The sequence below is a fragment of the Halorubrum sp. CBA1125 genome, assembly GCF_009742825.1.
GTDB lineage: Archaea > Halobacteriota > Halobacteria > Halobacteriales > Haloferacaceae > Halorubrum.
In genome coordinates this window covers 1-19,636 of the sequence record NZ_WPCE01000033.1, presented here as the reverse complement: position 1 = coordinate 19,636, position 19,636 = coordinate 1, and the positions used below count along the sequence as shown (strand labels likewise).

The window sequence follows — 19,636 nt, the reverse complement described above, 5'->3', positions numbered from 1 at the left end:
GTCGGCCGCGTCGACGCGGTCGGCGATCACGCTGGCGTACGTCGTCGACAGCGCGTCCGCGGTCGGCACCGGCAGGAAGGCCGCGGCGAACGGTTCGGCGACGTCGACGGAGAGGTCCGCTCGGACGTCGTCGCGGGCGTCGGAGTCGGGTCCACGACGCCGGTCAGCCCGGCGAGCGTCAGGGCGCTTCCTCCGAGGAAGGCCCGACGGGAGGGTCGTACCATGCGGCGGGCTACAGACCCGGAATCAAAAACCGTGCTGGTGGGACAAACGCGCGTCGTAGTTACGTGGCCGGTCGGTAGTGGTGGACGGAGGGCAGCGAGAGCGCTCGCAACGTCGACACCGAGATGCGTCGGAGCGTCGAAGCTCCGCGGCGAGCGGGTTCGATTCGACCGCAGCGAAGGAGCTCTCCGACCGCAGTCGACAGGGGCTTTCCGACCGCAGTCGACAGGCACTTCCCGGCCGTCGTCGTGTCGCCGGCATGGAGCCCTCGTACCTGCCGTACGCCCTGCTCGCGATGGGGGCGTACGCGTTCGTCTCGCCACTCATGCGCGTCGCCACGACCGGTCCCGACGCCGTCCCGAGCGACGTGGCGGTCGTCGTCTCGAACACGCTGCTCGTCGCCATGGCGCTCGGCGTTCTCGCGTACACCGGACAGGAGTTCGCCGTCCACCTCGGCTCGCCGAAGATCCCGTACGTGCTCGCGGCGGGCGTGTTCCTCGGCGTCGGGATCCTCGCCTTGTACCGCTCGCTGGCGCTCGGCCCGGTGAGCGTCGTGACGCCCATCTTCGCGACGTTCCTCGTGTTCTCCTCGCTCATCGGCGTCGCGCTACTCGGCGAGTCGTTCTCCGCGCGGAAGGCGCTCGGTATCGCGTTCGCCGTGCTGTCCGTGTACCTCGTCTCCGGGACGTGAGCGGGGGGACGACCCGCCGTTCCACCGATCCGGAAACGGCCGCCGCCTGACGAAATTCCTTTAGCGGGGACGGCGAAATGACCGCATCCTCGTGGCCGACCTCCCGAACCCCTTCCGCGCGCTGATCCTCTACATCGGGCTCGCGCTGGCGCGGGCCGGCCTGATCGACCGCCACCGGGTCGTCCGGACCACGGACCTCGCGTGGCCGCGCATCGTCACGGGGATCGCGCGGATGTCGAAGAACGCCGTCGACGTGGCGATGGTCGGCGTGGCCGTGGGCACCAGCGCCGTCGCGGGCGTCGGGTTCGCCGGACCGTACTGGGGGTTCGCGTTCGCGATCGGCGGCGGCGTCGCCGGCGGTACCATCGCGCTGGTCTCCCAGCGGTACGGTGCGGAGGCGTTCGTCGAACTCGGCGCCGCCGTCCGGTCGAGCGTCCTCCTCGTGGTCGCGGTCACGCTCCCGGTGGCGGCCGCCTTCTGGTGGTTCCCGACGCGGTTCATCGACGTGCTGAGCAGTAACGAGGCGGCGATCGAGCTGGGGGCCGCGTACCTGCGGGTGGTCGGGCTCGGCGTCCCGTTCGCCGCGCTCAACCTCGTCGCAGCCGGACGCTGGTCGGCTGCGACGACGCCTACACCGCGATGCAGCTCCGCGCCGGCGGCGCGCTCGCGAACGTCGCGCTCAGCGCGGCGTTCATCTTCGGGCTGGGCTGGGGCGTCGAGGGCGCCGCGGTCGGCACCGTCCTCTCGAACGTCGTCGTCACGACCGCGTTCGCGGTCGGGCTCGTCCGCGGCGGGCTCCCCGTGCTCGGCGCGTTCCCGGTCACGATCGACCCGTTCGCGTCGTACGTCAATCCGGGGATGCTCCGGGCGCTCGTCGAGATCGGGGCCCCGGTCGGCGCGCGCAACCTCGTATGGACGGCCGCGGAGTTCCCGATGCTCGCGATCCTCGACGTCTTCGGCGAGAACACCGTCGCCGCGTTCGTCATCGCCCGGCGGATCTGGGGGATCATGAACACGCCGGGGTGGGGCTTCGGGCTCGCCTCGTCGAGCCTGGTCGGACAGGCGCTCGGAGACGAAGACCCCGCCGAGGCGGCGGCATACGCCCGTGACATCATCCGTTTCTCGGCGGCGACGTACGCGGTCTTCGCCGCGGTCACCGCGGTCTTCGCCGGTGACGTCGTCGTCCTGTTCGTCGACTCGCCCGACAGTCCCGAGGTGCCGATCGCGGTGGCGTTCGTGCGCGCGGCCTGCGTCGCCATCGTCTTCCAGGGCGTCTCCGGCGGAGCGGCCGGCCCGCTCGACGCTGCCGGCGACACGAAGGTCCCGTTCGCGAGCCAGTTCCTCGGGATGTTCTGCGTCGCGATCCCGCTGGCGTACGTCGGCGCCCACGACGCCACCCCCGTGATTTCGGTGCCCGGAATCGGCGTCACGGTTCCCGAAATCGCGCTGCCCGCGATCGGGCTGTGGGGCGTGTACCTCGCGTTCCTCGCGGAGACGACGATCCCCGCCGCGATCAACTACGGGCGGTTCCGCTCGGGCAAGTGGAAGGCGATAAGCGAGGCGTATCGCCCCGACGCACCCGCGGACGACTGAACGGACGGTCGCCTTTGGCGGAACCGAATCGGGCTCGATCGACCCGAACGGAATCGAACCGGGCGATCCGATTCTCTCACATCCCCATGTCAGCGGCGTCGTCGGGAACGGGGAGGTCCGCGACGGCGACGTCGAGCAGCTCCGCGGCGTGGTCGAGCGCCATGTCGAACCCGTAGTACCGCTCCCGCTCGTCGCCTGCGGGACCGGAGCGGACCTTCAGCATCGCGTAGCCGTCGACGTTCTGTACGACCGTCGCCTCCCGACCGTCCCGCGAGAACGTGAGCCGCCGCTCGCCGTCGGCCTCCTCGTAGCGCGCCGCGATCCCGTTCGCCGACGCGGTCCGCGTGTCGCTCATGGCCCCGATTCGGGCCGGACCCTGTCGTATCTATCGGTCTTCGCGGGGAAGGCGAAACGGCTGTCCGTTCGTCGGACCGGTGCGACGGAGCGGGCGTAGACGGGAGTGACGGAGCGTCCCTCGGATCGGAGTGACCGAGCGTTGTCGGACGGGAGGAACAGCGCCCGCGAACGCGTGGGAACGCCTGACACGAAACGGGTCCGCGACGGCACCGCACGCAACGACAAGGGCTTTATTCGCCGACACCCGAGGGGTCGCCATGCTCGGTCTCGGGGTGCCGGCCGTGTTGAGCGCGCTCCCAGACACGATCACGTTCGCGTGGGTCGTCGCGGTCCTCTTCGCCGTCTCGTGGCTGCTCGACAGCCGGGGGCTGGAGGCGGGCCGAACGCTCGCGGCGGTGACGTGGGGGCTGTTCGGGCTGTTCTGGCTGTCGACCGTCCCCTACTTCGCGTTCGAACACCAGAGCTACGTGGAGTCGATCCTCGCGCTCGTCGGCGCTCCCGCCTGCGCGTACGCCGGGTACCTGCTGTACAACGGCCGCGCGTCGCTGTTCACGCTCACCCGGGCGATCTCGATCATGCTGTTCATCTACCTCCCCTTCGAGACGATCCCGGCGTTCACGGTCGCCGGGATGGCGTTCCCCGAGCCGCGCCGGGTCCTCATCGAGATCGTCGCGACCCAGACGGGGATGCTCATCGACCTGCTCGGGTACGCGCCGGAGCGGGTGACCAGCCGCGAGGGCTTCGACGCCGCCTACGAGTGGGTCCTCGCGAACGGCCACATCGTCCGCATCCACATCGTCCTCGCGTGTACCGGAATCGGGAGCATGGCGATCTTCGGCGGGCTGGTCGCCGCCGTCGAGGCGCCGCTCGAACGGAAGCTCCGCGCGCTCGCGGTGTCGATCCCGCTCATCTACGTGCTCAACCTCCTCCGGACGACGTTCATCTCGGTCGTCGCGGGCAACCAGTACATGCACTGGTACCCCGAGATCGTGTTGACGCTTTTCGGCGCCACCGACCCGTACCGGGTCTCGTTTCTGATCTCCGACCGGATCATCAGCCAACTGCTCGCGGTCGTGGCGCTCATCGCTATCACGTTCCTCGCCGTCCGGGAACTCCCCGAACTGGCCGTCATCTTAGAGGACGTCCTCTATCTGATCACCGGCGAGGAACACGACCTCACCGAGGCGCTGGACCTCCCGCGCGAGCCGACCAACCGCTGACGGGTCGCCACCCCGCTCGTCACCCCCTCGCAGAGCGGTCGTCCGCCCGAGAACTAAATAGATCTATATAGTAACATATAGAATACGCCGGGCGGTACGACCGGTATGCGAGGATCGAACGAACCGGCGCCAGCGGCAGACCCGGCACCGATGACCGGATCGCCGGCGACGACCGGACTCGGACGAGGTCGGCGGCGAGACGGCGACCGCCGGGGACCCGGACGAGACGGGGGTACGGGTCCGTGACCCCTGTCGATCCGGTCGTCTACCTCCAGACGAACGTCGCGAGGCTCGTGCTGGCGACGGCGCTGGGGATGTTCCTCGGACTCGAGCGCGAGTGGTCACAGAAGTCGGCCGGGATCCGGACGTTCGCGCTCGTCAGCCTCGCCGCGGCCGTGTTCACGCTCCTCGACAGCGACGGGCTCTTGGTCGTCGGCGGCTCCCTCGTCGTCGCCAGCGCGGTGCTCCTCGCGGTCCGTAGCTTCGTCGAGCCCGACGTCGACGGGCTCTCGCTGACGACGTCGGCGTCGATGCTCGTGGCGTACGGGGTCGGGGCGCTCGTCGCCGCGGGATTCCTCATCGAGGCCGTGACGGTCGCCGTCCTCTCCTCGCTGCTTCTGGTCTTGAAGCGAGAACTCCACCAGTTCGCGTGGGGGCTCTCCCGCGAGGAGGTCCGGAGCGCGGTCGAGTTCACCATCCTCGCGTTCGTCGTCTTCCCGCTGTTGCCGACGGAGACGATCGACCCGTGGGGGGCGATCCAGCCGCGGCTCGTCTGGTCGCTCGTCGTCGCGGTCAGCGCCATCGGCTTCGTCAACTACGTGCTCGTGAAGCGGTACCAGGGTCGCGGGTACGCCGTCACCGGGTTCTTCGGCGGGCTCGTCAACTCGACGGCGGTCGTCGCGGAGATGGCCAAGCGCGCGAAGGGTCGGGCAGACCTCCACGACCTCGCCGTCGGCTCGATCCTCCTGGCGAACGCCGCGATGGCGTTCCGGAACGCGGCGGTGGTGGCCGTCTTCGTCCCCGAGGCCGCTCTCGTGGTCGGCGCCCCCCTCGGAGCGATCACGGTCACCGGGGGTGGCAATCGCGGTGTGGCGCAGCGATTGGCAGACGACGATGGAGGCGGAGCTGACTTCGCCGTTCAGCCTCCGGAACGCGCTCACCTTCGGCGCGCTGTTCCTCGTCGTCCTGCTCGTCTCCGCCGGCGCCGAGCGGACCTTCGGCGCGGGGGGGTTCGTCGCGACCGCGTTCCTCGCGGGGCTCGTCTCCTCGGGGACGGCGACGACGACCGCCGTCTCGCTGCTCGGAACCGGTCAGATCGGCGTCGACACCGCCGTCGCGGGCGTCGTGGCCGGGACGGCCGCGAGCGTCCTCGTCAAGACGGTGTTCGCCGCGAGCATCGCCCGCGAGCTGGTGCGGCCGGCGCTCGGGTGGAACCTCGTGCTGATCGCCGCCGGCGTCGCGGTCGGGCTCCCACTGCTCGTGGTGTAGCCGATCCTGTCAGTCAGCTGAGGTGCTCGGCGACGTCGGTCGAGGACACCATGCCGACGTAGTCGTCGTCGACGACCGGGAGGTGTTTCACGCCGTACATCGTCATCATGGCCGCGACCTCTTCCATCAGCAGGTCGGGGGTCACGGTCTCGACGTTCTCGGTCATCACGTCGGCGACGGTGAGCTCGGAGACGTCGCCGTGGGCGGCGACGGCGCCGACGATGTCGCTCTGGGTGACGATGCAGCCGCCGCCGGTCGTCACGACCAGCGCGCTGATGTCCGAGTCGGTCATCCGACGGGCCGCCTCGCGGAGCGGTTCGTCGGGACCGATCGTCTCCAGCGGCGTCGACATCACCTCGCTGACGCGGGTGCGGTCGTTTGGATCCATACTCCGACTGTGGTACCGTGTGACAAGACACTTCCGAATCGCGCAACTGCGCGGCGTCACACGGCACCGCGTGGCCGACGGCGAGGATCGGACCCGCTGACGGCGAGGATCGGACCCGCTGACGGCGAGGATCGGACCCACTCACGGGCGCCTGCTACCGCTTTCCCGAGACGTACTCCGTGAGGTCCGTCGTGGAGACCATCCCGATCGGCCTGTCGTCGGCGTCCGTCACCGGCAGGTGGGTGTACCCGTGAGCTGTCGGCTCTGTCAGCTCCTCCATGGTATCGTCGCGGCCGATCGTGACGACCTCGCGCGTCATGAACTCTTCCACCGGCGTCACGTCCTCCGGATCGTTCTCACGAACGAGCGTGACGAAGTCGGTGGCGGTGATGAGTCCCGCCAGCGTCCCGTCGTTCTCGACGACGAGGATCGAGTTCTTCCCGGTCTCCAACATCCGCGTGGCCGCCTCCGCGGCCGGTGCCCCACGCTCGATCGTGACGAGGTCGGTCGACATGAGCCGCTCGACGGAGAGGTCGTTCATGAGCCGCGATACCACACGCCGGGATATCAAACGTGCGGTCGACACCGGAGTCGCACGGGGTCGACGCCGAGTCGTTGCAGGCTCGACGCCGGAGTCGTCGCGAGGCCGGTGCGACCGCGACGCTCACTCCTCGATCAGGTCGGCCGGCGCGCCCGCCAGCCCGGTGAGCGCGTCCGCCTCGACGTGGTGGAGGTCGCCGGGGACCACGAGCAGATGGAGCGGCTCGCCGAAGTCGCGTTCGGCGAGCGCGCTCAGTCGATCGGCCGCGACGACGGCGTCCGGCGCGCCAGCGCGGGCGACGACGACGGCGAGTTCGTCTCGCCACCCCGCGGCGAGCAGCTCGGCCGCGTAGTCGGCGGTCATGTACTCCTCGTGGTCGGGGTCCGGACCGCTCGGGCCGGTACCGACCTTGATGTCGAGGTAGACGACGGTGTGGAGCCCGCGCTCGCGGTTGGCCTCTATCGTCTCGACCACGCTCGCCGGCACGTCGTCGCCGCCGTGCGCGTACGGGAACGGGAGCGTCGTCGCCTTCCCGAACCGGTAGTTCTGGAGACCGGTGAGGCTCGACGCCGCCGACTGGGCGGTCACGCCGTGGACAACCCGCGTCTCGATCCCGCGCTCTGCGGCCCGCAGCCGGAGGTCCGTATGTGTCGTCGAGATCATCGTGTCGCCGGCGGTGAGGAACGCGACGTCGCCCTCGACGGCGGCGTCGAGGATCGGGTCCGGACGCCGTTCGACGCCCGCGCGGTCTCGGACCTCGATCTCGACGTCGTGGTAGTCCTCGAGGTCTGCGACGTCGGCGCCGACCAGTCGGCTCGTGTAGAACTCGGCGAACACGCGGTCGGCGTCGCGGATCGCCTCGCGCCCCTCGACGGTGACCGACCGTTCGTCGTAGAGGCCGAGGCCGATGAACGTGAGCATGCCGACGTTCGACGCGGCGCGGCCTAAAAGGGCGCGAAAGGCGCCGCCGGCGTTCGGAGTCGGGGAGAGACGCTGATCTCGACGCCTCGAGATCCTTCATGATTGTCCCTTGTGATTCCATAGCAAGCCCTAAGAGGTAACCACCACAAGACCGTAATACGAGGCCCGTCCGGGCTCACACACCACTATGACTAACGACGAACTCATCTGGCGGATCTCGGGGGGATCCGGCGACGGGATCGCTTCGACGAGCCAGAACTTCGCGAAGGCCTTGATGCGATCGGGGCTGAACGTCTTCACGCATCGACACTATCCCTCGCGGATCCGCGGCGGCCACACCTACACCGAGATACGCGCCGCCGCGGACCCCGTCACCTCGCGGGGCGACGGCTACAACTTCCTGCTCGCGCTGGGCGACTCGTTCGCCCGCAACCCGCAGGAAGGCGCCGTCTACGGAAACGAGGAAATAAAACCCCTCTCGGAGAACCTGGACGAACTCCGCGAGGGCGGCGTCATCGTGTACGACGAGGGACTGCTCGACGCCTCTGAGATCCCGAACTTCGAGGAGCGCGCCGAGGAGAACAACTGGCACGTATACCCCCTCGACCTCCGCGGGCTCGCCCGCGACATGGGCCGTGAGGTCATGCGGAACACCGCCGGCGTCGGCGCGACCTGCGCGCTGATCGGGATGGACCTCAATCACGTCGAGGACCTCATGCGCGACGCGATGCCGGAGAAGATCCTCGACCCGAACCTCGAGATCTTAGAGACCGCGTACAATCAGGTCCGCGAGGAGTACGACATCGACGCGCCCGACGTCACCGTGCCGACGGGCGAACACGAGGAGACGCAGCTGCTCATGTCCGGGTCTGACGCCATCTCGTACGGCGCCATCGACGAGGGCTGTCGGTTCATCGCCGGCTACCCGATGACGCCGTGGACCGAGGTGTTCACGATCATGACGAAGCACCTGCCGAAGATCGGCGGGATCTCCGAGCAGGTCGAAGACGAGATCGCGGCGGCCGCGCTCGCGGTCGGCGCGTCTCACGCCGGTGTCAAGGCCATGTCCGGCTCGTCCGGGGGCGGCTTCGCGCTGATGTCCGAGCCGCTCGGGCTCGCCGAGATGACGGAGACGCCCGTCGTCCTCGTCGAGGCCATGCGCGCCGGTCCCTCGACCGGGATGCCGACGAAACCCGAGCAGTCGGACCTCGAGCACGTCCTGTACACCTCACAGGGCGACTCTCAGCGCGTCGTCCTGGCGCCCGGCACCGTCGAGGAGGCCTACGAGCAGTCGCGGCTCGCGTTCCGGCTGGCCTACGAGTACCAGATCCCGACGATCCTGCTGTACGACCAGAAGCTCGGCGGCGAGATGGTCAACGTCCCCAAGAGCCACTTCGACCGAGAGCCGAACCCGGACCTGGGGAAGACGCTCTCGGAGGACGCGCTGGCCGAGCAGCCCCACAGCGAGGACGGGAAGTTCCACCGCTTCCAGCACGAGGCGGACGACGGCGTCTCGCCCCGGTCGATCCCCGGGCAGAAGGGCGGCCGCTACCTCGCGACCGGCAACGAACACGACCCGACGGGCCACATCAGCGAGAGCCCCGACAACCGGGTCGCACAGATCGACCGCCGGCTCGAGAAGCTCGAGGTGATCCGCGAGGAACTCGACACGATCGACACCGGGTCGTACGCCGGCCCCGAGGACGCCCAGTACGGCATCCTCACCTTCGGGAGCCAGCAGGGCACCGTCGAGGAGGCGGTCGGGCGGCTCAACGACGCCGGCGTCTCGGTGAAGTCGTACGGCGTCTCCGACATGCACCCGTTCCCGACCGAGCAGGTGGAGGCGTTCGTCGAGAGCGTCGACGAGGTGCTCGTCGTCGAGATGACCGCCTCCGGACAGTTCCGCGGGCTCGTCCAGAAGAACCTCGGCCGCTACGGCGAGAAGCTGTCGAGCCTGCTGAAGTACAACGGCAACCCCTTCGAGCCGGCGGAGATCGTCGACGGCTTCGAAGCCGCCATCATCGAGGGCGACGCCGACGCGTCCACCCATCAGACCACCTTCGTCCCAGCCGCAGGTGACTAACAATGAGCACGTTTTCAGCCATCGGAGAGGAACGAGAGATCGACCGCGACGAGTACACCCCGAGCGTCGAGCCACAGCCGACCTGGTGTCCGGGCTGCGGTGACTTCAGCGTCCTGAAGGCGCTGAAACAGGCGCTCCCCGAGGTCGGACGCACGCCGGAAGAGACGCTTCTGTGCACCGGCATCGGCTGTTCGGGGAAACTGAACAGCTACCTCGACTCGTACGGCTTCCACACGATCCACGGGCGCTCGCTGCCCGTGGCCCGCGCCGCGAAGCTGGCGAACCCCGACCTCGAAGTGATCGCCGCCGGCGGCGACGGCGACGGCTACGGGATCGGCGGGAACCACTTCCTCCACACGGCCCGGGAGAACCACGACATGACGTACATCGTGTTCAACAACGAGATATTCGGGCTCACGAAGGGGCAGACCTCCCCGACCAGCCCGAAGGGTCACACGTCGAAGACCCAGCCGTCCGGCAGCGCCAAGGAGCCGCTCAAGCCGCTCTCGCTGTCGCTGAACGCCGGCGCGTCGTACGTCGCGCGCACGGCCGCCGTGAATCCCAACCAGGCCAAGGAGATCCTGATCGAGGCGATCGAACACGACGCTTCGCCCACGTCGACTTCCTCACTCAGTGTCCGACGTGGAACAAGGACGCGCGCCAGTACGTCCCGTACATCGACGTCAACGAGTCCGACGACTACGAGTTCGACAAGACGGACCGCGTGGAGGCCGCGGAGATGATGCGCGAGACCGAGGAGTCGCTGTACGAGGGCGAGGTCCTCACCGGCCGCTACTACGTCGACGAGGACCGCCCGTCCTACGGCGAAGAGAAGCAGGCGATAGGCGAGATGCCCGCGGAGCCGCTGGCCGAGCGCTACTGGGACGACGACTACGAGTGGGAGCGGTCACACGACGAGTTCCTCGACAAGCACGCGTAGAGCACCCGCAGCTACCGAGTCGTCTCCGGTTCGGCGCGCTTTGGTCGTCTGGCCGTCTCGTTTTTCGATTCGCAAGGTATTTTTTCAATGGAGACAAATAGGGCTCCATGAGTACGGTATCGACGGAGGAACGGATCCTGTCGGTGTTAGAGGATGACGCGCAGGCCTCCTGTGCCGAGATCGCCGAGCGGGCCGACGTCTCGAAGCCGACGGTGCGGAAGTACATCGACCGGCTCGAAGACCGCGGCGTGATCGTCGGGTATTCGGCCGAGGTCGACCCGAAGAAGCTCTCCTCGCAGTCGATCGCGATCGTGGGGATGGACGTCGACTCGGGGAAGTACGTGGAGGCGACCCGGGAACTGAAAGGGCTAGCGGAGGTGCAGGCGCTGTACACCTCGTCCGGGGACCACATGCTGATGGCGGAGGTCCGCGCCGGCGACGGCGACGAACTCGGCGACGTCATTTCGGAGAAGCTGCTCGGCGTCGACGGCGTCACCGCGGCGCATCCCTCGTTCTTACAGGAGCGGTTGAAGTAGCCCGCGCGGTCCGACCCGTCTCCTGCCGACCGGCTGTGTGGACCGCTCAGCGCAGGTCAACCGGGTCGGCGACCACTATCGACTCGACGCCGGCGGGACCGCGTCGGGTGCCGCACGGCTCGAACCCGTGCGCCCTGAAGAACTCCCTCGCGCCGGGGCTGTCCGCGGGGACCGTCGCCCGCAGCGTCTCGATGTCCTGGGAACGGAGCGCGCCGCCGACCCGCGCGAGGAGGTCGGCCGCGACGCCCTCTCCGGCGTGAGAAGGGTGGACCCACAGCGCAAGCAGCTCCGCGTCCGACTCGTCCGCGTCGGGGTGAGCGATCGCCACGCCGATCGGGCCGTCGTCGTCCTCGACGAGGAACGACCACTCCGCCTCGGCCGCGGCCTCGCGGACGCCGGCCGCGGAGACGTCGAGCAGCGGCGCGCCGATGTCGTCGAACACCGAGGCCTCCCGGGCCCGCGAAACGGCGGTCCGAAGTGCTTCCGCGTCGTCGGGCCTGGCCGCCCGGACATTCATACTCGAGTGTGGGGAAAGCGCTCACCTATAGGTTTCGGGACGACACAACATCTCGTCGTAGCGACAACCCGCCGAAGCCGCTTCGCGGCCGGGTCCGGCCTCTTCACTAAGCCGGAGACGGACTACGCGACCGGCTCGATCCCGATGGTGACGGCGGCGTCCTCGACCTCCCACTCCTCGACGAGCCCGTCTCCCGCGTCCGTAGCGACGGCCGTGGGGTCGTCGAGCCACGCGTCGGCGCGCACCTCGCCGGCGATCAGGTCGGCGTGCTCGTCGACGAAGCCGGCGACGCGGTCGTCGTCGACGTCGACGCCCACGCGGATCCGCGCCTCGACGTCGAGGTCGAGCTCCTTGCGCATCTCCTGGATCCGTCGGATCACGTCTCGGGCGTAGCCCTCGGACTCGATCTCGGGCGTGAGCGACGTGTCGACGTAGACGGTGCCGCCGTCGAAGTCCGCCCCCGAGACGTGGGCCGGCGGCTCGGCCGCGTACTCGACCATCGAGTCGTCGAGGTCGACCGGCTCCCCGTCGACGGTCACCTCACCGTTCTCGACCGCGTCGCGGGTCGCGCCCTGCAGCGCCTCCATCACCTTCTGGGCGTCGGCACCGAACGCGGGACCGATCGCGTCCATCTGCGGCTCCGCGGTCTCGACCAGCTCGTCGAAGGCGTCGGTCACCGTCACCTCGCGGGCGTTGACGCGGTCGGCGATGAGTCCGGAGAGCCGCTCCGCGGCGGCCGCGACCGTCTCGTCGTCGGTCTCGACGACGACTCGCGGAACCGGCCATCGGAGCTTTCTGCCGGCCTGCTGGCGGGCGTTCGCGGCCGCCTCCTCGACATCGCGGAGGACCGCCACGTCGCGTTCGAGGTCGGGGTCCCGGAGCGACGCGTCGGGCTCGGGGTACGACAGCGCGTGGACGGTCGTCGCCTCGCCGTCGAGCGTCTGGTACATCCGCTCGGCGAGGTACGGCGCGATCGGCGCGAGCAGTCGGACGACCTCGTCGAGGACGGTCGACAGGGTCGCGTAGGCGCCGCGCTTCGAGGCGGAGTCGGACTCCTCCCACATCCGGTCGCGGACGGCCTTCACGTAGAAGCGCGAGACGTCCTGCGTGACGAACTCGAGGACCGCGTTGACCGCGTCGCTGACGCGGTAGTCGTCCCACGCCTCGGTCACCTCGGTCTCGACCGACTGGAGCCGCGAGAGCACCCACTCGTCGACGAGCTCGAGCTCGCCGTCCGCGAGGCTCGCCGCGGCGGGGTCGTAGCCGTCGAGCCCCATGTACTCCAGCGGGAACCGGAAGACGTTCCAGAGGATGTTGAGCTTCCCCTGGATCTCCCCGAGCCCGTCCCACTCGAACGCGAGGTCGACGCCCTGCTGGTCGTGGCTGAGCAGGTACGTCCGGAGGGGGTCGCGGCCCGCTCGCTCGATCGCCTCCTCGGGCGTGACGATGTTCCCCACCGACTTCGACATCTTGCGCCCGTCCTCGTCGTTGGCGAAGCCGTGCATGATCACCTCCTCGTAGGGGACTTCGCCGACCGCGGCGGTGCCCATCCCGAGCTGCGACCAGAACCAGCCGCGCGTCTGGTCGTGGGCCTCGATTATCAGGTCGGCGGGCCACAGCTCGTCGTGGGCCTCCTGCTCGCTCGGGTAGCCGAGCGTTCCCCAGCTGGCGACCGAGGAGTCGAGCCACACGTCGAAGACGTCCTCGACGCGGCGGTACGTGGTGCCGTCCTCGACGATCGTCAGGTCGTCGACCGAGGGACGGTGGAGGTCGATCGTCTCGGGGTCGACGTCCTGTTCGACCCGCTCGGCGAGCTCCTCGCGGGTGCCGATCACGATCATGTCGTCGTCGAGGTTCTCCGCCTCCGCGCCCTCCGGGACCCAGATCGGGATCGGGATCCCCCAGTAGCGCTGCCGCGAGACGTTCCAGTCGGGGGCGTCCTCGATGAAGTCGCGGAAGCGGTTGTCGCGGGCCCACTGGGGGTGCCACTCGGAGTCCTCCATGTTGGCGAGGAGCTCGTCTTTGACGTCCGTGATCGAGATGAACCACTGGTCGGTGACGAGCTGGATGATCCCCGTGTCACACCGCCAGCAGTGGCCGTAGCTGTGCTCGACCGTGCCGTGTGCGAGCATGTACCCGTCGGCGACGAGGTCCGCGACGATGTCGTCGTTGGCGTCGCGGACGAACTGCCCGGCGTACTCGCCGGCGGCCGCGGTGAACTCGCCGTTCGGCTCGACCGGACAGAAGATGTCGAGTCCCAGTTCGGTGCCGCGCTCGAAGTCCTCCTCGCCGTGGCCGGGCGCGGAGTGGACGAGCCCGGTGCGGTCCGCCTCGACGTAGTCGGCGGCGTACACCCGTCCCGCACCCTCGAAGTCGGGGTAGTCGGCGAGGCGGTCCGCGAGGGGGTGGTCGTACTCCCAGCCGACGAGTTCGTCGCCGGTGAGCTCCGCTTCGACCTCGTAGTCCTCGTAGCGCCCCTCGGCGAGGACGTCCTCGACGCACTCTTTCGCGACGTAGACCAGCTCGGACTCGCCGTCCTTCTCGGCGCGGACCGCCTGGTAGGTGAGCTCCTCGTCGACGGCGACGAAGGTGTTCGCGGGGATGGTCCACGGCGTCGTCGTCCAGATCACGAGGCTCCCCTCGCGGTCGGCGAGCGGGAACTTCACGTAGATCGAAGGGTCCTCGACGTCCTCGTACTCCACCTCGTTGTTGGCGATGCCGGTCTCACACCGCGGGCACTGCGAGATCGATCGTTTCCCCTGCTCGACGAGCCCGTTGTCGGCGACCTCCGAGAACGCCCACCACGCCGCCTCCATGTACTCCGGGGAGATCGTTTCGTAGGGATCGTCCCAGTCCATCCAGGCGCCGATCGACTGGAAGTCCTCGTCCATCGCCGCCCGGTTCTCCAAGGCGAACTCCTTGCACCGCTCGATGAACGCCTCCATCCCGTACTCCTCGATGTCCCGCTTGTTCTCGAAGCCGAGCTCCTCCTCGACTTTCACCTCGATCGGGAGCCCGTGCATGTCGTAGCCCGGGCGGTCGGTGACGCGGTGGCCGGTCATCCGCTTGTGGCGGATGACGGCGTCTTTCAGCGTCTTGTTCCACGCCGTCCCGAGGTGCATCTGTCCGGAGGTGTACGGCGGCCCGTCGACGAAGAAGAACGGCGGATCGTCGGCGTGCGCCTCCTTCGCCGCCTCGTAGGCGCCGGCGTCGTCCCAGTACTCGTCGACCGCCGACTCGACGTCGGCGGGCGCGTACTGGTCGTCGATCTGCTCCATGTTCCGTTGGTCTTCGCGCGCGTATTTGAATACGGCGGAGTCGACGTCGGCAGCGTCGGGGCGCGCCTTGTAGAGTCGGTCGTGGGATCGCGGCTCGTCATCGGGGGTCGTGGCTCATCGAACGCGACGGCCGACGGACGGACGAGAGACAGGAGCGAGGATTGAGACGAGAGACAGCGGGCGACGCACGCGGACCGCCGGCGCTTTACCCGTTCGGCTCCGCCTCCCGCCATGAGCGACTGGGTGAGCCTGTTCTCGGGCGGGAAAGACTCCTCGTGGGCGCTGTACCGGGGACTCGAGGAGGGCCTCGACGTCTCGCGGCTGCTGACGGTCCACCCCGCCGGCGACTCGTACATGTATCACACGCCGGCGACGGAACTGGCCCCGCTCGCGGCCGAGAGCGTCGGTATCGACCTCGTCGAGGTCTCGCCCGACGACTTCGGCGCGGACGACGTCGACGACGCCGGCGCGCAGGGCGACGCGGAGCTGGAGCCGCTGGAGGCCGCGCTCCGAGATATCGCCGCCGAGGACGGCGTCGACCTCGCGGGCGTGACCGCCGGGGCGGTCGAGAGCGAGTACCAGACGAGCCGCATCCGGGGGCTCTGCGACCGGCTCGAGATCGACCTGTTCGCGCCGCTGTGGCGGGAGGATCCGATCGACCTCGCCGAGTCGATGCTGGACGCCGGCTTCGAGATCCGGATCGTGCAGGTGGCCGCCTACGGGCTCGACGAGTCGTGGCTCGGCCGGCGGTACGACGCGGCGGCGCTCGCCGAGCTGTGCGACCTCCGCGAGGAGTACGGCGTCCACCCGCTCGGCGAGGGCGGCGAGTTCGAGACGTACGTCGTCGACGGCCCGCACATGGACCGCCGGATCGACATCGAGTACAACACCGTCTGGGAGGGCGACCGCGGTCACGTGGCGATCCGCGACGCGTACCTGGCGTAGCGTGCTCCGGTGTCGCCCGTCGCCGGCCGCCGTTTCGCCTTCCAGTTCTTATAAGACCGCGGGGGCGGTAAACGGGGGTAATGGAGCTCGGTTCGCGAGACGCGTTCGCCCGGATGGGGACGCTCGGCATCGAGGAGGAGTTCTACATCGTGGATGCCGACGGCCGCCCGACATCGGGAACCGACGACCTCGTCTACGGCCGCGACCCGCCGCCGGCGGTCCCGGAGGGGTTCGACCACGAGCTGTTCCAGTGCACGATCGAGGCCCAGACGGGGATCGTCGAAGACCCGTCAAACGCCGGGGACGCGCTGTCGACGGTCCGCGAGGCGCTCGTCGAACACGCCGCCGAGGACGGGTACCAGATCGCCGCCGCGGGGTTACACCCCGCCGCCGACTGGCGCGAGCTCGAACACGTCGAGAAGCCGCGCTACCGGTCCCAGCTCGACCGCATCCAGTACCCGCAGCACCGCAACACCACGGCCGGGTTACACGTCCACGTCGGCGTCGACGACGCGGACAAGGCGGTGTGGATCGCGAACCGGCTCCGGTGGCACTGTCCCGTGTTGCTCGCGCTGTCTTCGAACTCCCCCTTCTGGTGTGGCTTCGACACCGGGCTCGCGTCGGCCCGCGCGAAGATCTTCGAGAACCTCCCGAACACCGGCGTCCCCTCGGCCTTCGAGGACTTCGACGCCTTCCAGCGGTACGAGCGCCGGATGGTCGAACAGGGTTCGATCGCGGACCGCGGCGAACTGTGGTTCGACGTGCGTCCTCACACCGGCCACGGCACCGTCGAGGTGCGCGCGCCGGACGCTCAGCGCGACCCGGCCGTCACCCTGGCGCTCGTCGAGTACGTCCACGCGCTGGTCGTCGACTACGCCGAGCGCTACGCCGACGGCGAGTCCGGCTCGGCGCTGCGCCGCGAGCTGTTGGACGAGAACAAGTGGCGCGCGGTCCGTCACGGCCACGACGCGTCGTTCCTCGACCGCGACGGCGAGGGGACGACCGCCCTCGGCGACGTCGTCGACCGGGAGTGCGACCGGCTCGGGATCGACGGGATCCGCGGCGTGTACGACGCCGAGAGCGGGAGCGAACGCCAGCGCCGCCTCCGCGAGGAGCAGGGGCTCGACGCGCTCTGTGCGGACCTGCTCCTGTCGCCGTGAGCGACGCTCGTCGTTCTGGGACCCGGTCACCCTCGAGCACGACCCCGAACAGTCCGTTCCGTCGGAACGAAAGCGACGAGAAACGCTTTTGGGCGCGGGGACCCCAGATTCCGGTATGACAGCGGACGACACCGACGACGGCGCGGACGACGCCACCGACGCCGCCGGGTCGGCCGGCGACGAGTCGCCCGCGGAGCGCACCCGCGAGGAGCTCCGCAGGACGCGGGAGCGGCTCGGAGAGGGCGCTGACAAGGCCGTCCGGGAGTTCGACGACAACGTCGTCGACCTGCTCGCGTGGCTGCTCGACACGGAGACGCGCGCCCGGATCTACGTCTACCTCCGGGAGCACCCGCAGAGCACCAGCGACGAGGTCGCGGACGGGACCGGTCTCTACCCGAGCACCGTCCGGGAGGCACTCGCGGAACTCCACGAGGAGGGAACGGTCGTGCGCGACAAACGCGAGTCGAGCGGCGCCGGGAACAACCCCTACGAGTACGAGGCGATCGCGCCGAGCGAACTCGTCCGTGGGGTCGTCGGCGACGTCCAGCGCGAGTTGAACGCCGTGTTCAACCTCGACCGCCGACTGGGCGGTGAGTCGCGCGAGGAAGACCCGGACCCGGTCCGGATCTCCGTCGGCGACGCGGACGAGGACCCTTACGGCAGCGACATCGCGGACGGCGACACCACGAACGACGACACCACGGACGACGATACCGCAGACGACGACCGCGACACATAAGCGCGGCGCGCGATCCACCGGTGCGTTTTAATTCACTGGGCCTCGAAGGAACGCGTATGCCCCAGGTGCATCTCGACGACGAGACGATCGAGCGCCTCGACGCGCTCCGCATGGACGACGAGGAGTACGACGAGATCATCAGCGAACTCATCAACATCTACGAGGCGGAGGAACTGACCCTGTTCCGCGGCAGCGACTTCGAGTGACGGCGTCCGCGCGTCCCGTCCCGTCTCCCCTATCTCTCCGGTCGACGCCCCGACCCCTTCACTCCTGATAGCTGACGCGGACCTGTTCCCACTTGCCGACCTCCACCAGGTGCGCCTGTAGCTCGTCGGCGTACTCCTGGACGAGCCGCTCGGCGGCTTCGAGTTCCTCGTCCGACGAGCCGCTCTCTCCGCCGCCGAACCCGAGCGCGCCCTTGACCGCGTCGACGAGCCCCCCGCTCGAGTTCCCGTCGTCTCGTTGCTCCGGAGCGCCGCCCATCGACGCCACCTGCGACCGGACGTTCTCTAGCTCCGGCATGATCGCCGGAAGGCTCGAGGTGTCGGCGACGAGCCGAGCGGCTTCGTCGTCGTCCGGGTTCTCGATCTCGAACTCGGTCGCGGTCATGATCAACCCCCACTCCTGGCTGGAGAACCGTGAGGCCTCGACGCGGTCGTTGAACTGGTTGTCGACGGTCATCCGCTCTCCGACGATCGCGTCCATCCACTCGCTCATGTCACCCTCTTCGTCGGTCGCGGTAAAAAGCCCGTCCCCCGCTGGAGCAGCCGTCGCCGACGCCGTGGGACCGTTCCCAGCGGCGTGGAGTTCGCGGGTCGTTTTATACCGTCGGTCCCGTGGCACCCACATGAGCCATCGAACGCGCCGGACGCTCCTCTCCGGCGCCGGTTCGGCTGTCGTCGTCGCGCTCGCGGGCTGTACGGACGCCGCGTCGCCCGGGAGCGGAGACGACGGCGCGTCCGAGCGGGTCGACCGGACCGGCGCTGACACCGTCACGGTCACCGTCGGTGCCGGCGACGGATTCGCGTTCGCGCCGAAGCACGTCGCCGTCGACCCCGGGACAACCGTCGTCTGGGAGTGGACCGGTAAGGGAGGCGGCCACAACGTGGTCGCGGTCGACGGAGCGTTCGAGTCGGCACTCACCGACGAGGCGGGGTTCACCTTCGAACACGCGTTCTCGGAGACGGGGCTCTTCGAGTACGTCTGTACGCCCCACCAGACGCGCGGGATGGTCGGGAGCGTCGAGGTCGTCGAGTAGACGGTCGGGAAGCGGCGAGGTCATCGAGTGAGCCGACCGAACGGTCGAGTCCGGCGAACCGGGTCGCTGCCGCGGTCGACAGACCGAAGCCCCGAGGCGACGAACCACCCCGTATGGCCGACCTACCGCTCGAACACGTCCACGTCGCGCCCGACGAAGAGACCGGAACCGACGGGTCCCCGGCCGTCTTCGTGCTCCACGGACGGGGCGCCGACGAGGAGGACCTGCTGCCGATCGCCGCCGAACTCCCCGACGACCTCCACGTCGTCAGTCTCCGGGCGCCGACCGGCTCCAGGGCGGGTACACGTGGTACGAGCTCGACCTCTCCGGCGGGGGGCTCGAAGAGAGCCAGCCGGACGCCGACGATTTCCGTCGGAGCCTCGACCTCGTCGCCGAGAGTCTCGACGCCGCGACGGCGGCCTACGACCTCGACGCCGACCGGATCGGACTCCTCGGGTTCAGCCAGGGAGCGATCACGAGCCTCGCGCTCGTCTTGGAGGACCCGGACCGCTACGCGTGGGTCGCGGCGCTGCACGGCTACCTCCCCGACTCGCACGCCGATCGCGTACCGGACGGCATCGCGGGCAAGCCGATCTTCGTCGCGCGGGCGCCGGCGACCGCGTGATCCCGGAGTCCCGGTCGGCCGCCGCCGCAGATCGGCTCGAAGCGATCGGCGCCGACGTCACCGAGGGCTCGTACCCCGGCGGTCACGGGGTCGGTCGACAGGAGCTCGCCGACCTCGCCGCGTTCGTCGAGACG

16 protein-coding genes and 4 pseudogenes are annotated in these 19,636 nt (G+C 69.2%); 13 read left to right on the top strand and 7 right to left on the bottom strand.

The window, feature by feature from the left end:
- The first annotated feature begins 481 nt into the window (after nucleotides 1-481).
- Nucleotides 482-913: an EamA family transporter gene (locus GJ633_RS05350; protein WP_156587798.1), complete on the top strand. Its 432-nt coding sequence runs from the start codon at nucleotides 482-484 to the stop codon at nucleotides 911-913.
- 91 nt (nucleotides 914-1,004) lie between these two features.
- Nucleotides 1,005-2,506: pseudogene (locus GJ633_RS05345) on the top strand (MATE family efflux transporter).
- A gap of 76 nt (nucleotides 2,507-2,582) precedes the next feature.
- Here the strand turns inward: GJ633_RS05345 and GJ633_RS05340 are convergent.
- Nucleotides 2,583-2,861: a hypothetical protein gene (locus tag GJ633_RS05340; RefSeq protein ID WP_156587796.1), complete on the bottom strand. Its 279-nt coding sequence runs from the start codon at nucleotides 2,859-2,861 to the stop codon at nucleotides 2,583-2,585.
- 259 nt (nucleotides 2,862-3,120) lie between these two features.
- On the opposite strand from GJ633_RS05340, the gene artA reads away from it, so the two are divergent.
- Nucleotides 3,121-4,083 carry an archaeosortase A gene (gene artA / locus GJ633_RS05335; protein ID WP_156587794.1) on the top strand — a complete coding sequence of 321 codons (963 nt, stop codon included), beginning with the start codon at nucleotides 3,121-3,123 and terminating at the stop codon, nucleotides 4,081-4,083.
- 314 nt (nucleotides 4,084-4,397) lie between these two features.
- A pseudogene (locus tag GJ633_RS05330) lies at nucleotides 4,398-5,571 on the top strand (MgtC/SapB family protein).
- A 13-nt stretch (nucleotides 5,572-5,584) separates the two neighbouring features.
- On the opposite strand, the gene GJ633_RS05325 reads toward GJ633_RS05330, so the two are convergent.
- From GJ633_RS05325 to dph5, 3 genes are all read right to left on the bottom strand, one after another.
- Nucleotides 5,585-5,959: a cyclic nucleotide-binding/CBS domain-containing protein gene (locus GJ633_RS05325; RefSeq protein ID WP_156587793.1), complete on the bottom strand. Its 375-nt coding sequence runs from the start codon at nucleotides 5,957-5,959 to the stop codon at nucleotides 5,585-5,587.
- A gap of 154 nt (nucleotides 5,960-6,113) precedes the next feature.
- The gene (locus GJ633_RS05320; protein ID WP_156587791.1) at nucleotides 6,114-6,500 is read right to left on the bottom strand and encodes a cyclic nucleotide-binding/CBS domain-containing protein; all 387 of its coding nucleotides are present in this window, start codon (nucleotides 6,498-6,500) and stop codon (nucleotides 6,114-6,116) included.
- Nucleotides 6,501-6,623: 123 nt separating this feature from the next.
- Nucleotides 6,624-7,421 carry a diphthine synthase gene (gene dph5, locus GJ633_RS05315; RefSeq protein ID WP_156587789.1) on the bottom strand — a complete coding sequence of 266 codons (798 nt, stop codon included), beginning with the start codon at nucleotides 7,419-7,421 and terminating at the stop codon, nucleotides 6,624-6,626.
- Nucleotides 7,422-7,608: 187 nt separating this feature from the next.
- Between dph5 and GJ633_RS05310 the strand changes: the two genes are divergently transcribed.
- From GJ633_RS05310 to lrpA1, 3 genes and pseudogenes are all read left to right on the top strand, one after another.
- The gene (locus tag GJ633_RS05310; RefSeq protein ID WP_156587786.1) at nucleotides 7,609-9,504 is read left to right on the top strand and encodes a 2-oxoacid:acceptor oxidoreductase subunit alpha; all 1,896 of its coding nucleotides are present in this window, start codon (nucleotides 7,609-7,611) and stop codon (nucleotides 9,502-9,504) included.
- Nucleotides 9,505-9,506: 2 nt separating this feature from the next.
- Nucleotides 9,507-10,444, top strand: a pseudogene (locus tag GJ633_RS05305) (thiamine pyrophosphate-dependent enzyme).
- A 107-nt stretch (nucleotides 10,445-10,551) separates the two neighbouring features.
- Nucleotides 10,552-10,980 carry an HTH-type transcriptional regulator LrpA1 gene (lrpA1, locus tag GJ633_RS05300; RefSeq protein ID WP_156587784.1) on the top strand — a complete coding sequence of 143 codons (429 nt, stop codon included), beginning with the start codon at nucleotides 10,552-10,554 and terminating at the stop codon, nucleotides 10,978-10,980.
- Nucleotides 10,981-11,026: 46 nt separating this feature from the next.
- Here lrpA1 and GJ633_RS05295 read toward each other — a convergent pair whose 3' ends face one another.
- Together GJ633_RS05295 and ileS are read right to left on the bottom strand one after the other, a co-directional pair.
- On the bottom strand, nucleotides 11,027-11,497 hold the full coding sequence (locus GJ633_RS05295; protein ID WP_156587782.1) for a GNAT family N-acetyltransferase: 471 nt from the start codon (nucleotides 11,495-11,497) through the stop codon (nucleotides 11,027-11,029).
- Nucleotides 11,498-11,619: 122 nt separating this feature from the next.
- The gene (ileS, locus tag GJ633_RS05290) at nucleotides 11,620-14,775 is read right to left on the bottom strand and encodes an isoleucine--tRNA ligase (RefSeq protein ID WP_156587780.1); all 3,156 of its coding nucleotides are present in this window, start codon (nucleotides 14,773-14,775) and stop codon (nucleotides 11,620-11,622) included.
- Nucleotides 14,776-15,006: 231 nt separating this feature from the next.
- On the opposite strand from ileS, the gene GJ633_RS05285 reads away from it, so the two are divergent.
- The 4 genes from GJ633_RS05285 to GJ633_RS17020 all read left to right on the top strand — a co-directional run bounded on the left by GJ633_RS05285 (nucleotide 15,007) and on the right by GJ633_RS17020 (nucleotide 17,825).
- Nucleotides 15,007-15,720 (top strand): diphthine--ammonia ligase, encoded by a 714-nt coding sequence (locus tag GJ633_RS05285; RefSeq protein WP_156587778.1) that lies wholly within the window; start codon nucleotides 15,007-15,009, stop codon nucleotides 15,718-15,720.
- An 80-nt stretch (nucleotides 15,721-15,800) separates the two neighbouring features.
- Entirely contained in the window at nucleotides 15,801-16,880 is a 1,080-nt protein-coding gene (locus GJ633_RS05280) for a glutamate--cysteine ligase (RefSeq protein ID WP_156587776.1), read from the top strand.
- A 115-nt stretch (nucleotides 16,881-16,995) separates the two neighbouring features.
- On the top strand, nucleotides 16,996-17,619 hold the full coding sequence (locus GJ633_RS05275) for a winged helix-turn-helix domain-containing protein (protein WP_156587774.1): 624 nt from the start codon (nucleotides 16,996-16,998) through the stop codon (nucleotides 17,617-17,619).
- A 56-nt stretch (nucleotides 17,620-17,675) separates the two neighbouring features.
- Nucleotides 17,676-17,825 carry a hypothetical protein gene (locus tag GJ633_RS17020; RefSeq protein ID WP_197431242.1) on the top strand — a complete coding sequence of 50 codons (150 nt, stop codon included), beginning with the start codon at nucleotides 17,676-17,678 and terminating at the stop codon, nucleotides 17,823-17,825.
- 58 nt (nucleotides 17,826-17,883) lie between these two features.
- Here the strand turns inward: GJ633_RS17020 and GJ633_RS05270 are convergent, their stop codons facing one another.
- Nucleotides 17,884-18,336 (bottom strand): DUF5799 family protein, encoded by a 453-nt coding sequence (locus GJ633_RS05270; protein WP_156587772.1) that lies wholly within the window; start codon nucleotides 18,334-18,336, stop codon nucleotides 17,884-17,886.
- 130 nt (nucleotides 18,337-18,466) lie between these two features.
- Between GJ633_RS05270 and GJ633_RS05265 the strand changes: the two genes are divergently transcribed.
- A complete protein-coding gene (locus GJ633_RS05265; protein WP_156587770.1) occupies nucleotides 18,467-18,877 on the top strand; it encodes a halocyanin domain-containing protein in 411 nt (136 codons plus the stop codon).
- A gap of 113 nt (nucleotides 18,878-18,990) precedes the next feature.
- Nucleotides 18,991-19,636: pseudogene (locus GJ633_RS05260) on the top strand (alpha/beta hydrolase); the annotation flags it as partial.

Coding starts and splice junctions, on each gene's coding strand:
- GJ633_RS05295 (WP_156587782.1), bottom strand. CDS start 11,497: ATGAATGTCCGGGCGGCCAGGCCCGACGACGCGGAAGCACTTCGGACC.
- GJ633_RS05280 (WP_156587776.1), top strand. CDS start 15,801: ATGGAGCTCGGTTCGCGAGACGCGTTCGCCCGGATGGGGACGCTCGGC.
- GJ633_RS05320 (WP_156587791.1), bottom strand. CDS start 6,500: ATGAACGACCTCTCCGTCGAGCGGCTCATGTCGACCGACCTCGTCACG.
- artA (WP_156587794.1), top strand. CDS start 3,121: ATGCTCGGTCTCGGGGTGCCGGCCGTGTTGAGCGCGCTCCCAGACACG.
- GJ633_RS05310 (WP_156587786.1), top strand. CDS start 7,609: ATGACTAACGACGAACTCATCTGGCGGATCTCGGGGGGATCCGGCGAC.
- GJ633_RS05275 (WP_156587774.1), top strand. CDS start 16,996: ATGACAGCGGACGACACCGACGACGGCGCGGACGACGCCACCGACGCC.
- dph5 (WP_156587789.1), bottom strand. CDS start 7,421: ATGCTCACGTTCATCGGCCTCGGCCTCTACGACGAACGGTCGGTCACC.
- lrpA1 (WP_156587784.1), top strand. CDS start 10,552: ATGAGTACGGTATCGACGGAGGAACGGATCCTGTCGGTGTTAGAGGAT.
- GJ633_RS05340 (WP_156587796.1), bottom strand. CDS start 2,861: ATGAGCGACACGCGGACCGCGTCGGCGAACGGGATCGCGGCGCGCTAC.
- GJ633_RS05270 (WP_156587772.1), bottom strand. CDS start 18,336: ATGAGCGAGTGGATGGACGCGATCGTCGGAGAGCGGATGACCGTCGAC.
- GJ633_RS05350 (WP_156587798.1), top strand. CDS start 482: ATGGAGCCCTCGTACCTGCCGTACGCCCTGCTCGCGATGGGGGCGTAC.
- ileS (WP_156587780.1), bottom strand. CDS start 14,775: ATGGAGCAGATCGACGACCAGTACGCGCCCGCCGACGTCGAGTCGGCG.
- GJ633_RS05285 (WP_156587778.1), top strand. CDS start 15,007: ATGAGCGACTGGGTGAGCCTGTTCTCGGGCGGGAAAGACTCCTCGTGG.
- GJ633_RS05325 (WP_156587793.1), bottom strand. CDS start 5,959: ATGGATCCAAACGACCGCACCCGCGTCAGCGAGGTGATGTCGACGCCG.
- GJ633_RS17020 (WP_197431242.1), top strand. CDS start 17,676: ATGCCCCAGGTGCATCTCGACGACGAGACGATCGAGCGCCTCGACGCG.
- GJ633_RS05265 (WP_156587770.1), top strand. CDS start 18,467: ATGAGCCATCGAACGCGCCGGACGCTCCTCTCCGGCGCCGGTTCGGCT.